Source organism: Thiocapsa sp., from assembly GCF_035467215.1.
In the GTDB taxonomy this organism is placed as follows: Bacteria; Pseudomonadota; Gammaproteobacteria; order Chromatiales; family Chromatiaceae; genus Thiocapsa.
On sequence record NZ_DATITZ010000226.1, the window covers coordinates 1 to 13450 of the forward strand.

The 13450-nt window shown below is 62.0% G+C and carries 12 protein-coding genes and 1 pseudogene; 7 read left to right on the forward strand and 6 right to left on the reverse strand.

Annotated elements, in window-relative coordinates; translation table 11 throughout:
- Positions 1-662: pseudogene (locus tag VLR48_RS12920) on the reverse strand (hypothetical protein); the annotation flags it as partial.
- Between the two features lie 505 nt (positions 663-1167).
- On the opposite strand from VLR48_RS12920, the gene galE reads away from it, so the two are divergent.
- Positions 1168-2181, forward strand: coding sequence for a UDP-glucose 4-epimerase GalE (gene galE, locus VLR48_RS12925; RefSeq protein ID WP_325292188.1), 1014 nt, complete (start codon positions 1168-1170; stop codon positions 2179-2181).
- A 58-nt stretch (positions 2182-2239) separates the two neighbouring features.
- Here the strand turns inward: galE and VLR48_RS12930 are convergent, their stop codons facing one another.
- The 5 genes from VLR48_RS12930 to VLR48_RS12950 form a co-directional block, all read right to left on the reverse strand.
- A complete protein-coding gene (locus VLR48_RS12930) occupies positions 2240-3577 on the reverse strand; it encodes an ATP-binding protein (RefSeq protein WP_325292189.1) in 1338 nt (445 codons plus the stop codon).
- Positions 3577-4275 (reverse strand): response regulator transcription factor, encoded by a 699-nt coding sequence (locus VLR48_RS12935; RefSeq protein ID WP_325292190.1) that lies wholly within the window; start codon positions 4273-4275, stop codon positions 3577-3579. Before VLR48_RS12935 ends, VLR48_RS12930 begins: the two co-directional genes overlap by 1 nt.
- A 12-nt stretch (positions 4276-4287) precedes the next feature.
- Positions 4288-4536, reverse strand: coding sequence for a hypothetical protein (locus VLR48_RS12940; protein ID WP_325292191.1), 249 nt, complete (start codon positions 4534-4536; stop codon positions 4288-4290).
- 78 nt (positions 4537-4614) lie between these two features.
- Positions 4615-4917 carry a hypothetical protein gene (locus VLR48_RS12945; RefSeq protein ID WP_325292192.1) on the reverse strand — a complete coding sequence of 101 codons (303 nt, stop codon included), beginning with the start codon at positions 4915-4917 and terminating at the stop codon, positions 4615-4617.
- Between the two features lie 227 nt (positions 4918-5144).
- The gene (locus VLR48_RS12950; RefSeq protein ID WP_325292199.1) at positions 5145-7316 is read right to left on the reverse strand and encodes a malate synthase G; all 2172 of its coding nucleotides are present in this window, start codon (positions 7314-7316) and stop codon (positions 5145-5147) included.
- A 317-nt stretch (positions 7317-7633) separates the two neighbouring features.
- Here VLR48_RS12950 and VLR48_RS12955 point away from each other — a divergent pair, with 317 nt between their 5' ends.
- From VLR48_RS12955 to VLR48_RS12980, 6 genes are all read left to right on the forward strand, one after another.
- Positions 7634-8182 (forward strand): very short patch repair endonuclease, encoded by a 549-nt coding sequence (locus VLR48_RS12955; RefSeq protein ID WP_325292193.1) that lies wholly within the window; start codon positions 7634-7636, stop codon positions 8180-8182.
- 4 nt (positions 8183-8186) lie between these two features.
- Positions 8187-9422 carry a DNA cytosine methyltransferase gene (locus VLR48_RS12960; RefSeq protein ID WP_325292194.1) on the forward strand — a complete coding sequence of 412 codons (1236 nt, stop codon included), beginning with the start codon at positions 8187-8189 and terminating at the stop codon, positions 9420-9422.
- Between the two features lie 371 nt (positions 9423-9793).
- A complete protein-coding gene (locus VLR48_RS12965) occupies positions 9794-10708 on the forward strand; it encodes a hypothetical protein (protein WP_325292195.1) in 915 nt (304 codons plus the stop codon).
- A gap of 80 nt (positions 10709-10788) precedes the next feature.
- Positions 10789-11298 carry a hypothetical protein gene (locus tag VLR48_RS12970; RefSeq protein WP_325292196.1) on the forward strand — a complete coding sequence of 170 codons (510 nt, stop codon included), beginning with the start codon at positions 10789-10791 and terminating at the stop codon, positions 11296-11298.
- Between the two features lie 103 nt (positions 11299-11401).
- Positions 11402-12499, forward strand: coding sequence for a hypothetical protein (locus tag VLR48_RS12975; RefSeq protein WP_325292197.1), 1098 nt, complete (start codon positions 11402-11404; stop codon positions 12497-12499).
- 81 nt (positions 12500-12580) lie between these two features.
- Positions 12581-13300 (forward strand): transposase, encoded by a 720-nt coding sequence (locus tag VLR48_RS12980; RefSeq protein ID WP_325292198.1) that lies wholly within the window; start codon positions 12581-12583, stop codon positions 13298-13300.
- Positions 13301-13450 lie beyond the last annotated feature (150 nt).

The following is a 13450-nucleotide window of genomic DNA, read 5'->3' on the forward strand; positions in this document are numbered from 1 at the left end:
CAGACCAAGGGGCGCAGCAGGAGCGAGACGAACATCCGTGCCGGTTCGCTGTGGTTGGCCGTGAAGGGGATGGTCATCAGGTCGGCGGGCGGATCGAGCGCGGCCTCGAGCAACCTTGCGAACACCGCCTTGGGCACCGCCTTCTTGTCGCCCGGGATGGGCAGTCCGCCCTCGGCGACGTGGAAGGACCCCTCGGTGGTGCGCCGATCGCTCGCCGGGTTGTGCAGTACGCCTTGAGCGACGCGGTAGCTCGAGATGATGTCCGAGGTGAAGACGTTGCTGTCGACGGGGACGGAGAGCTCGCGGGCCAGTCCGTGACGGTCCAGGATGAAGGATTGGAAGGGCAGGGTCGGGATTCGATCCAGCTCCAGATCCTCGAAATAGCGGCCTAGAAAATCCTGGATCCGACGATCCACCGGGCAGTGATACGACGACAGGAGCCGGTTCTTCTCGCGATAGCTCAACAGCAGATCATGGGCGATCTCGATGAAGCCCTCCGTCGCCGCCGTGCCGCATGAGGGTTGACCCGAGGAGATCAGCTTGAAGTTGATGTAGAGATGCAGCTTCTGGCGGTCGTCGGCCGAGAGCGGTGCATGGGGCCCGTCGGGCAGATCGGCGGACGCGCCGGTGTGGAGACCAAGCTCGCGAATGGGATCGATCATGTCGGTGACCTGCAGTGTTGGGCTGGGCGGCCGCGGGGCACGGCGCTCGTTGTCGGAAAACGCGTACGAGGTGGAGCTCTGCGGTAGAGTTAAGCACAAACGGCGCCACGTGGGGCGCTCCTCGTCCGATGGCGTTCGCATGCTCGGGGCGTCGGCTTCAAGATTAGTCCCCGTCGATGCCGCAGGGCTGAAGTCCGACCTCGGGCGATCGGCACCGAGCGGAAACCCGGACCACGACCTTCGACCGGAACGCCCGTCGCATCGATCCGGGACGAGGATCGATCACTCGCGCACCGTCCCGGTGCGCAAGCGATCGGCAAGGCACCCGAGGTCAACCGTGGCCATCCTCCGCATGACCTTAGCCGGCCTCGCGTATGGTCTCGATCGACTCGGCGCAACGGACCTCCAATGAGCCGGCTGCGGAGGAATGAGAGACACGAGACGAGCTTGCGAGACCAGCTCACGAAAACAGTGAACGAACGGCAACAGAGAACGGAGTAAAACAATGCGCGTACTCGTGACGGGCGGGGCGGGGTATATCGGCAGTCACACCTGCGTGGAGATGCTGAACGCAGGCATGGATGTCGTGGTCGTGGACAATCTGTGCAACAGCAAGGAGGAGTCGCTGCGGCGGGTGCGCGAGATCACCGGGCGAGCGCTGACCTTCGTCAAAGCGGATCTACGCGATCGCGCGGCACTCGATGCGATCTTTCGCGACGGCGCCTTCGATGCGGTTGTTCATTTCGCCGGACTCAAGGCGGTCGGGGAATCGGTCGAGATCCCGCTCGACTACTACGACAACAACCTCGGCGGGACCATCACACTCTGCGGGGCGATGTCCGCCGCCGGGGTGAAGAATCTGGTCTTCAGCTCATCGGCCACGGTCTACGGGGATCCGGCGACGGTGCCGATCCGAGAAGGGTTTCCGCTGTCGGCGACCAATCCCTACGGCCGCTCCAAGCTCTTCATCGAGGAGATCCTGCGCGATCTTCATGTCTCGGACGGGGCCTGGAACATCGCCCTGCTGCGCTATTTCAATCCCGTCGGCGCGCATCCGAGCGGGCGCATCGGCGAGGACCCCAACGGCATTCCGAACAACCTGATGCCCTATGTCGCCCAGGTCGCGATCGGCAAGCTGCCGCGACTGCGCGTCTTCGGCAATGACTATCCCACCCCGGACGGCACCGGCGTGCGCGATTACATCCATGTCGTCGACTTGGCGCGCGGGCATCTCGCGGCCTTGCATCGGCTTGCGCAGCGGCCTGGCGTCGTGGTCTACAACCTGGGCACCGGGCAAGGTTACAGCGTGTTGGATATGGTTGCGGCCTTCGAGCGGGCGAGCGGCCGGCCTGTGCCCTACGAGATCGTTGCGCGGCGGCCGGGCGATATCGCGGCCTGCTATGCCGATCCCGCCCTTGCGAAGGCGGAGCTGGGTTGGGAGGCAGAGCTCGGGATCGACGAGATGGTGCGCGACACCTGGCGCTGGCAGTCGGAGAACCCGCAAGGCTTCGACGGATGACTCAACGGCCGAGGTTCGGATCGAGCGCTTCAGAGTCGCGATCGGCCGGGCGATCGGTTCACGTCGGAAGCCTTAAACAGAGGCGGGCGCCGCCGAGCGTCGATCCCTCGACGCCGAGGCGACCGCCATACGCCTCGCAGATCTCGCGGGCCATGGCGAGACCGATCCCGTGTCCGGGGACGGCCTCGTCCGCGCGGGCCCCGCGCCCGAGCAAGCGCGCGGCATCCTGCGGCGGAATGCCTGGCCCGTCGTCCTCGATCGCGATGATCAGCGTCCCCTTCTCGACGCTGCAGAGGATGCGCACCTGGCTTCGGCACCATTTGAAGGCGTTGTCGAGGAGGTTGCCGAGCATCTCCATGAGGTCCCCCTCCACGCCGTTGAGCTGGATCTCTTCCGGGATCGCCAGCGAGACGGCGACGCCTTTGTCGCGGTAGACCTTGCTCAGCGAGTCGATCAGTCGCTCCGCGATACGCCTGATCTGCAGCGGCGGCGACAGGATCGCCGCCTGTCCGCCGCCGGTGCGGGCGCGTTGCAGTTGATGGGCGACGATGTTGTCCATCCGCGCCAGTTGTTCCTCCACGAGCAGGGTCGTCTCGTTGCCCGCCGCGAGATCGCCGATGGCGCCTCTGATGACGGCGAGCGGGGTCTTGAGGCTGTGCGCAAGGTCGCCGAGCGCGTTGTCCAGGCGCCTTTGGCGTGCCTGCTCGTGGGCGAGGAGTCCGTTGAGGTTGTCCGTCAGGGCGCGGATCTCGCTCGGATAGTTGCCCAGGATCTTGGCCTGATTGCCTGACTCGATCGCAGCCACCTCGGTGCTCACGCGTCGCAGCGGCGCGAGCCCCCAAGCGAGGATCAAGACCAGCGCCGTCAACATGAGCAGGGCCATCGCACCGAGCCAGACGGCGAGGCTGCCGCGAAAGCGCCCGACCTCCTCGTTGAAGGCGGCCATGTCCTCGGCGACCGTGAACACATAGTGGCGTGGCAGCTCTCCGGTTTCCCAGGACACCCCGAAGCCCTCCACCAGATAGTCCGCGCCATCGTCGCTCCGTCTGACCTCGAGCCGGCGCTGCCCCGGCACGAGGTCCATCGGGCTCGGCTCGGGGATTCCCATCGCGGACTCGGATTCCCAAACCAGCCGGTTGGACATGTCGAAGACGCGCGCGTACAGGCCTGATCCAGGTAGGCTGAAACGGGCCTCGGCGAGAGCATCGGGGAAGACCAGGCCGTCGTTCTCGGCCTCCGCTGCGGCCATGAGCAGGAAGATCTGCGCAAGCAGACGCTCCTCGCGCGAGGATTCCGCGGTGTCGCGGAAGGCCCGTTCCAGGGCGAGGCTGGTGAGCAGAATGAAGACCGCAAGCACCGCGGCCGCGGAGGCGACGACGCGCGCACGCAGTGACATCAGGCGGAACCCGGGTGCGCGTCCTCGCTTGCGAGTGCCAGGCGGTAACCGCGACCGCGCAAGGTCTCGATCGGTGCGAGCGAGCCGTCGGGGTCGAGCTTGCGTCGCAGTCGGCCCAAGAGGACCTCGATGACGTTGCTGTCGCGATCCTCGTCATGCGGATAGAGCCGGTCCGCCAAGGCTTGCTTGGAGAGTACGCCGCCGCGCGCGCTCGCCAGTTGCTCCAAGAGCCGGTATTCGTACGCGGTCAGCTCGGTCTGGCGCTCGTGGATCCAGACCGACTGGGCGACCAGATCCATGCGCAAGAGTCCGATGCGCAGCTCCCGAGACGCCGCTCCGTTGGCTCGGCGGATCAGGGCGCGCAGTCGGGCCAACAGCTCCTCCGCCTGAAAAGGTTTGGCGAGATAGTCGTCGGCCCCGGCCTCGAGACCTTCCACCTTGTCCTGCCAGCGGTCGCGCGCGGTGAGGATGAGGATCGGCAAGAGGCTGTCGGCGGCGCGCAGGTTGCGGATGATCTCCAGCCCGCTCATCCCGGGCAGACCGAGATCGATCACCGCGGCATCGAAGGGGTATTCGGTCGCCAGGTACAAACCTTCGCGACCCTCGCCGGTGCCCTCCGCAATGGCGCCCTCGCGACCGAGACGCTCGATGATTTGGCGACGTAGCTCCGCCTCGTCCTCGATCACCAAGACATGCATAGGCTCCTCCCGTCAGCGGCCCGAGACGAAGACGTATTTCACCTCGCCCGACGGGGTCAGAACCTTGACCTGATAACCGCCGTCCGAGGGTTTGACGGAGAGGACACGCCCGCCGCCGGTTTGGCGCCGCGCCGCCTCTTCAGCTTGCCCCGGGCTCATCTGCCCTTGGCGCGAGTCGTCTTTGCGGGCCCACGCTCCCGCGCTCATCGCAACGCTGACGAAGAGGAGCAAAACGGCGAGGGCGAGTCTGGTGGGGCGCATGTTGGTCAGGGCTCCGGGATCCGTTCCAGGTGAGTCTCAATCTAGCACAGACGGCGTATCGGGCCGAAGGCATCCGCATTATCGCGGGTTGCGGTAGCCCCTGTATCCGCGCTCGGGCGGATTCAGGATGATCGAGCGGGTAGGAACATAACCGCGAATGGCGTGACCGCCGTATTCCGGGGCCGTGATGGTCGTGGTGCCGCGCTCGGGGCGATAACGGCGGGGGTAGGGGTCGCAAGGACGGCCGCGATCGCAGCGCCATTCCCGACCGTCGCGTCCCTCCCACATGGGGGGCTCCCGCGCCTGCGAGGTCGCAGGCGCGAGGGCAAAGGTCGCGATACCGACAGCGGATAGGATCAACAGCGTCCGGCTGATGTTCATGGATCATCTCCAGCGAAGCGACGGGGAAACGGATACCCCGTCATCACCCCAATCATAGAGCCTCCACGCTGAACCGCACCTGAACCGCAGTGCTGTCGATACCTCTGGTCGGCTTAGCAACCGTTCAATAACAAGTGATCCATCTTAGCCCCTCTCCCCTCGCGGGAGAGGGGTTGGGGAGAGGGGGAGAATGAACCGGAATGGCTCAGTTGTTTCTGAATCGTTACTTAATGCCCCTTAAGCCGCCTGCGCATGGCGTGCAGGGTCGGCTCGGTGTAGCCGTTCGGCGCCTCGCGACCCTTGAAGATCAAGTCCGAGGCGGCTTCGAAGGCGATGCCGTCGAACCCGGGTGCCATCGGGCGATAGACGGGATCATCGGCGTTCTGTGCATCGACCACGGCGGCCATTCGTTTGAGGGTCTCCGTGACTTGCTCGCGCGAAACGACGCCGTGATGCAGCCAGTTGGCGACATGCTGGCTCGAGATCCGCAGGGTCGCGCGGTCTTCCATCAGGCCGACGTTGGCGATGTCCGGCACCTTCGAGCAGCCGACACCCTGATCGACCCAGCGCACCACGTAGCCGAGGATGCCCTGACAGTTGTTGTCGAGCTCCTGCTGAATCTCCTCCGCACTCCAGGCGCAGCTCGGGTCGAGCGGGATTTGCAGGATGGTGTCCAGGCTGGCCCGTGGCCCGCCGGCGGCCAGCTGCGCTTGGACGGCGGCGACATCCACCTGGTGGTAGTGCATGGCATGCAGGGTCGCGGCGGTCGGGGAGGGGACCCAGGCGCAGTTGGCGCCGGCCTTGGGATGACCCGCCTTGGTCGCGACCATGGCGCGCATCTCGTCGGGCATGGTCCACATGCCCTTGCCGATCTGGGCGTGGCCGCGCAGGCCGCAGGCCAGGCCGACATCGACGTTCCAGTTCTCGTAGGCCAGCAGCCAAGGCGCGCCCTTCATGTCGCCTTTGCGCAGCACGGCGCCGGCCTCCATGTCGGTGTGGATCTCGTCGCCCGTGCGGTCCAGGAACCCTGTGTTGATGAAGATGACCCGCTCGGAGGCCACCCGGATGCACTCCTTGAGGTTCAGGGTCGTGCGGCGCTCCTCGTCCATGATGCCGATCTTGATGGTGTTGCGGGCGAGACCCAGCGCATCCTCCACGCCGGCAAAGATGTCGACCGCGAGTTGAACCTCCTCGGGTCCGTGCATCTTCGGCTTGACGATGTAGACGCTGCCGGCGCGCGAGTTGCGATGTGCCCCGAAGGTGGGATGGATGTCGTGCAGCGCGCAGGCGACAGTGACCAGCGCATCGAGCATGCCTTCCGGGATCTCGTTGCCGTCGGCATCCAGGACGGCATCCGTCGTCATGAGATGACCGACGTTGCGCACCAGCATCAGAGAACGCCCGGGCAGGGTGAGCGTGCCGCCGAGCGGGGTGCGGTAGGTCCGGTCCTCGTCCAGGGCGCGATCGACGGGCTTGCCTCCCTTCTGGAAACGGGCGGTGAGGTCGCCCTTCATGAGTCCCAACCAGTTGCGATAGACCCCGACCTTGTCCTCGGTATCGACCGCGGCGACCGAGTCCTCGCAGTCCTGGATACTGGTCACGGCCGACTCGAGCAGAAGGTCGGCGACACCGGCCGGGCTGGCTTGCCCGACCAGGTGCTCGCGATCGATGCGAATCTCGATGTGCAGCCCGTGGTTGGTCAGGAGGATGCCCGAGGGACATTCCGGTGTGCCGAGGTAGCCGACAAACTGGCCGGGCTCGATCAGCATGGTCTGGCTGTTGTCCGGCAGACAGACGACCAGCTTGCCGTCCTCGACCCGATAGCCGCAGGATTCGCCGTGCGAGCCTCGGTTGAGCGGAGCGGCCTCGTCGAGGAAGGCGGCAGCGCGGGCGATGACCTCGGCGCCGCGTTTGGGGTTGTAGGTCTTGCCGCGCTCCAGGCCATCGGTGTCCGGGATGACGTCGGTGCCATAGAGCGCGTCGTAGAGGCTGCCCCAGCGGGCGTTCGCCGCGTTGAGAGCATAACGGGCATTGCTGACCGGCACGACCAGCTGCGGACCGGCGATCTCGGCGATCTCGGGATCGACGTCGGAGGTGGTCACCCCGAAGGCTGGACCTTCGGGCACCAGATAACCGATATCCGAGAGGAATGCGCGGTAGGCGCCCGAGTCGACCGGTTGTCCGCGACGCTCCAAGTGCCAGGCATCGATGCGCGCCTGAAGCGCATCGCGCTTGGCCAGCAGCGCCCGGTTTCTCGGGGTAAGCTCGCCGATCATCTCGGCGAAGGCACCCCAGACCTTGGCGGCGTCCAGTCCGGTGCCCGGAAGCACCTCGGTCGCGACCAGTTCGTATAAGGGCTTGGCGACCTTCAGGCCGGCTATATCTACGCGTTCCATCATCTTGTTCGGCATCGTCGTGGTCTCCATCCCGCGTTTCGCGAGGACCGTCTCAGTGGGTTTATCGGCGTGAAGTCTGTGGACCAGACCTTGTAAGATGAAGCCGTGATGCGGACGCGGCAAGTTTATCCTGATGACTTTTGTCAAGTGATAGGATTCGTTCCGGCAATGCTCGACATGGTCGGCTCCGGACCGAGAGGCTGTCGTCCATCTGGATCGACTCATGCCGATCTCGTTGACCGATGCGGGCAGGCCCCGAGCGGACGACCCTTGTCCTGCATGCGCAGCCCCGAACCCTTTCTTCCCGGTTCTCGAAACCGATGACGGATAAGCTCACCCCGGCCCAGCGCTCGCGCCTCATGGCTCGGGTCGTCGGCAAGGACACCAAACCCGAGTGGATCCTGCGCTCCGCGCTGCATCGCCTCGGCTTTCGCTATCGGCTCGGCGGAGGCGGACTGCCGGGCCGTCCGGACCTGATCTTGCCCAAATATCGCGCCGTGGTCTTCGTTCACGGCTGCTTCTGGCATCACCATGCCGACTGCAAGCGCGCGACCGTTCCGCGGACCAACGCCGCCTTCTGGAAGGAGAAGCTCGACCGCAACATCGCACGCGACCGAGAGGTCACGTCCGCGCTCGATGCCGCGGGCTGGAAGGTCATCGTGGCCTGGGAGTGCGAGCTGTATCTCGATCCCGTCGCGGTCGCGTCTCGCGTGGTGTCCGCATTGACCGAGGGCGCTGCCGTGCCGGAGGATGGCGGCTGCGATGTCGGGACACTCGATCCCCGTCGGTTGCTGCGGATCGCCGAAGAGAAGCGACGCTATCGAATCGGCCCGAAAAAACTCGAAGACGATGTGGATCAAGACGGGTGAATAGATGAGCCAAGCGACGACCTGCTTTACCCTGGTCGATCTCTTCTCCGGAGCCGGCGGGATGAGCTTCGGCTTCCACCGGCACCCGCGCTTTGGTGTCGTTGCGGCGGCCGATGCCGAGCTGGGCAAACCCAGCAGCGGGGGAGGGGCGCTTCAGTGCAATGCCACCTACGCGCGGAACATCGGCGTCACGCCCGTCGCCATCGATCTCTCCACCGTCGCTGCGGACGACCTTCCCGAGCGCCTGGGGCTCGATGCGTCGACCCGGATCCATGTCCTGTCGGCCTGTGCGCCCTGCACCGGATTCAGCCGCGCCAATCCGAGCAACCACCTGAGCGACGACCTGCGCAACAGCCTGGTTCGTTGCTGTGCAGAGTTCGCCGCCGTCCTCGACGTGGACATCCTGGTGATGGAAAACGCCCGCGAGCTGATTCGGGGTCACTTCTCCCACCACTATCAGGGTCTCTGCCGGGATCTCGTCGAGCTCGGCTATGAGGTCTCCGGCGCGACCCACCTGCTCAGCCGTTTCGGTCTTCCCCAAATCAGGGAGCGCGCCATCGTCATCGCGGTCAAGCGCCCGCTCGCCCTGCGGACGCTCGATGATCTCTGGGACGGCTGGCGCGTGCGCGACGAGGCGTTGACGGTCCGGCGCGCCTTCGCGGCGATCGATCCCCGGTCGAGCGGGGTCCAGACCTATCCCGGCTTCGCCTCCCCGGAGGTGATCCGCCGCCTGCGGGCCACGCCGCGCGACGGCGGCTCATGGATGGACCTTCTGTCCCGACCGGATCGCGATCAGCTTCTGACTCCCGCCATGCAGCGCATCGCGCGGGAGCGTCGGTTTGGCTCCTATCCCGACGTCTACGGCAGGATGGCCTGGGGTAAGCCCGCGCCGACCATCAAACGCGAATGCGCACACTTCGGCAACGGCCGCTATGCCCATCCGGAGGAGGACCGCCTCTGCTCGGTTCGAGAGATGGCCATGCTGCAAGGCTTCCCGAACGATTTCGTCTTCGCCGACGCGGCCCTCTCGAACCTCTATCGGCATATCGGCGACGCCGTACCGCCGCTGATCTCTCATCAGATCGCGCATCTCTGTGACTGGATCTTGACGGGGCGGCGGCCGGCGGTTATGGAGACGTTTTTGCCTGGAACTCACTTGGCCGCCGAGGATGTGATCCGAGAGGGTCGGTCGATTCAAGCGGATCGTCCGCATGGCATCGCTTGCGCGAGCGGCTTCTGAAGGAGGTGCGCTTATCGAGGAGCTGATCGACGGGCCAGGTCCAATTTGCCCTCGGCAGGATCGACGCGCCGCGGCTCGAAGAAGTTCTGCAAGTGCTGCGAGAGCCCTGTGGGTTTTCCGTTACCCGGAGTCGTCAGCGACGTGGCCAGCGATGACGGCAGGCGGGGCCGCCGGCTCGTCTGATGTACCATCGAGGGGATTTCGCCGGAACCTGACGACGGATCGGGGGATCCGGGTAAGGATCCCAGTTCAACGGCGAACCTTCCACACGACGAGGCCCGGCACTGTTGACTTCAGAACCTTCGGGCTACCTTTGCGGTAGACTGCGCGCAGTCTAGTACACATTATGCATAGAAGAGGAACACTCAAACTTGGCGGCAAGAATCACACCTAGATTGATTGAGCTTACCTACGAGGCAGTCTTAAAATCTTACTGGCGCCGTCATGCATTAAGGAAATTTCTCCTCGCATCACATGTCAAAGAGAGCTTTCTTGCGACGTGGTCAAGCGATGAATCGAAGCGTGATTTACTTGATCGCCTTTTTCCCAAACTACAGGCTACGGAAAAGGGACAAGCCTTAATCTTTCAAATGGCAAGAAGCTTGTCTGAGCAAGCGACATTCCCAGACCTGAGAAACTGGGAAGACTCTGAGCAAAAGATTCAGGAAGCCTACAAGGCGGTCCAGGAGCTGAAGGACTATCTAAGAACACAGGATGAAGAAGTTAGGAGTGAAAAAGAAAGACAAGAAGCGCAACAGCGCGCTCGTGAGCAACGCGAAAGGATTCAAAGATCGCTGACTGATAAGGGCAAATTGCAGCAGCGGCTGGACGCTATGCATTCTAAAGTGGGCACTCAAGAAGGCGGGTATGAGTTCGAGGAATGGTTCTACAATCTTCTCGATTTTTGCGAAATCACGAATCGAAAGCCTTATAAGAGTGGCGGGCGGCAAATTGATGGCTCACTGACATATGAGGGAACAACATATCTTGTTGAACTTAAATTCACAAAAGAACAATCCGGCGCTCCAGACATCGATTCGCTAAAAGCCAAAGTGAATAAGATGGCCGACAATACAATGGGCGTAATGGTTTCGATCGCCGGCTACAGCCGCACTGCCGTCGCGGATGCTTCTGGTAGCAAAACACCGCTGATAATTTTGGATGCCGGTCACCTATATTTGTTTCTGTCAGGCGCGATGGCATTTGGGGAAATCATTTCTAGGGTGAGGCGTCATGCCTCGCAAACTGGCGAAGCATATTTGCCGACCAGCAAGTTTAATGGATAACGATTGCGTAAGAACATTGTTCGTCGGGCACGGTAAATGCGCGCCGGGGATGCTTGGCCCGTTGCGCCGAGAAGCCTCCAATGCTTGAACACATTGCCTCTATCCTCAGCGCAGTAGCATGGCCGGCGGCCGTCGTTTTGGTAGCGCTCCTGTTCCGCCAAGAAGTTCGGAAGATTATTTCAGGCTTCGGTCAAGATCGTCGAAACGTCCGCCTTAAGTACGGCAACTTTGAACTCGAAGCGAAGTACGTTGAACAGATCGAACAGCACCTAAAAATGATCGCCCAGGAACCCGATCCGCGCAAACGGCAAGAACTTGCTACGGTGAAGTCGGCGTTGTCTTTGTCACTCCAGGTCTTAGATCCCGAGGCTAACCGAATGCTTGTTTGGTTGGCAAACAACCAACTTTCCAACTGCACTCATGTGAACTGGCATTCTCCGCCCGAAGGATTCAAATACGAATCACTAAAGCAGCTTTCGGCGCATGGTTTAGTTCATGTGGAATCGATGTATGACGGTGACGAATTGATCGGCATACACCCTATCGTGAAAGAGTTCATCGCCAGCCGAGAAAATGGTGAAAAAGCATAACAAGCGGCTCGGCCCGACCCCTCGTTGCCGCGCCGTCGCTTCGCTTCCGGCGCTGCAACGAGCGGCGGGCCAGCCTTAACGTTATACGAGTAAGGAGCAAGACATGGCAGGTTGGCTCAAGAAGCTCTTTTCAGCAAATCAAGAATCACGCGAGCAACACGCCAAACCCCCTCGACCGTCAGGCAGAGCGTCAAACCTGCGCAAAAATGAACTGAGCGCAAGCGAAGCAGATAAGTTTCTTGCCTCGATTCGCCCCCTGGGCCGGCCAGATCATCCGATTCTGAGCAAAGACTACTCTACGAGTTCACGTGTTCCTTGTACGGACCTAATTCCGTTTCTATCAGAGAGATTACTTTGTGGTGACGTCCGCAGTGTTAAGAGCATTATGCGGGCCGTAATAGAGGGAAATCCAGGCATCGGTATTGGGCCAGACTGGATCGACGAAAGCATTGACAAAATTGTTGTCGCACCTTTTGAGAACTACGTGTCGTTTGGCACCCAAGCCGCTTATTCCGAACTAAGAGCGCTATTTATCGTTGCCGCGAAGGCCGGTGGCGGACGGGAATTTCTGATATCAGAGAGTATTCCGCGCTACATGGCTTGGGTTTTGTTCCCCCACCAACCAGAGTGGTCCACCGATACCGAATTGCTGGCGAAAAAGGCAAACGCGTGGATCAGGAAGATGGCAAAGGAAACGCCATTTTGGGAAGATTACGGGAGGCTCAGGGCACCCAAAGTGCAGACGGTCTGCATATCGGAATCACTCCGTGCCACTATCGTTAGTCTTAGTCCAGCCGGTCGCCTCCAATTAATCTACGCAATTACGAAAGGTGGTGGATCGCTACCGGAGTTAACCAATTACGATATTCGGAGCTTCGGTATCAATGTCGCGGCAACATCCAACGAGCTTATCAAATCAGGGCTCATGATTTCCTCAGCCGCACCTGAGGTTATTGAGTCGGCATTTACAAAACAAGAAATCCTGGGACTCTGCGAAGCTTACGGAGCTAGTTTTAAGAAATCGTGGACAAAATCAAAGCTGGTTGACGCACTGCAATCTTTGGGTTCGGAACCGCTACAGCGCATTTCCCTCGATAACAGTCTCGCCGCTCCAAATTACACAACATATCCGGAGCTAGCGAACATCTTACAGGTTGCTGATACACACGAAGCAGGGTTCAAACTTCTGTGCTTTTCGTGACAAGCGCGGCAACCGGGGACAGACCACGGTTTTCTGCTATCATCACTCCATCTCTGTCCTGAGACAAAACAGCAGATCGCTATGCCCCGACACGCCCGCATCGTCGCCGCCGGCTTACCCATGCACGTCATTCTACGGGGCATCGATCGGACCGCGATCTTCTTCGCCGAGGGTGATTATCGGGTGTTCTCGGAGATCCTGGCCGCGCTCGCGGAAAGCGAGTCGGTTCGTGTCCACGCCTACGTCTTGATGACCAACCATGTGCATCTGCTGATGACGCCTGCCACCGACCGTGGACCCGCTCGGCTGATGAAGGGGCTTGGCCAACGGTACGTGCAGCACATCAACCGCACCTACCGTCGAACCGGGACGCTCTTCGAAGGACGCTTCCGCTCGGCGGTCATCGAGACCGACGGCTACCTTCTCGCCTGTCAGCGCTACATCGAGCTGAATCCGGTGCGCGCACGTATGGTTCGGACTCCGGAGGACTACCCGTGGTCGAGCTATCGCTGCAACGCGCTGGGAGTTGCCGATCCCGTGATCGCTCCGCACCCGCTCTATCTGGACCTTGCCGACGCAGACGAGGCGCGACGCTCCCGGTACCGCGGACTCTTCGCCGACGCGATCCCGCAGGACATGCTGACAGCCCTTCGCGACGCGACAAACGGTGGCTTCGTCTTGGGCAGTCAACGCTTTCAAAAACAGATTGCGACGATGGTTGGTCGGCGCACGTGGCCCGGCACGTCAGGCCGACCGAGGAAGGAGTCGGCCAACGGCGAGCAGCTCGGCCTACCGATATAGCCCCGAAACCGTGGTCTGTGATGCGCCAGGACAAACTGGCAAGAGGTAGTCGATGAAAGTTCGATACGAAATAGAAATGGCGATTCGTTTCGGCCCCGAGTCATGGGGGATATGCCGTGAGGCGTAGCTCCAAGCGTTGACAGGGGAAAC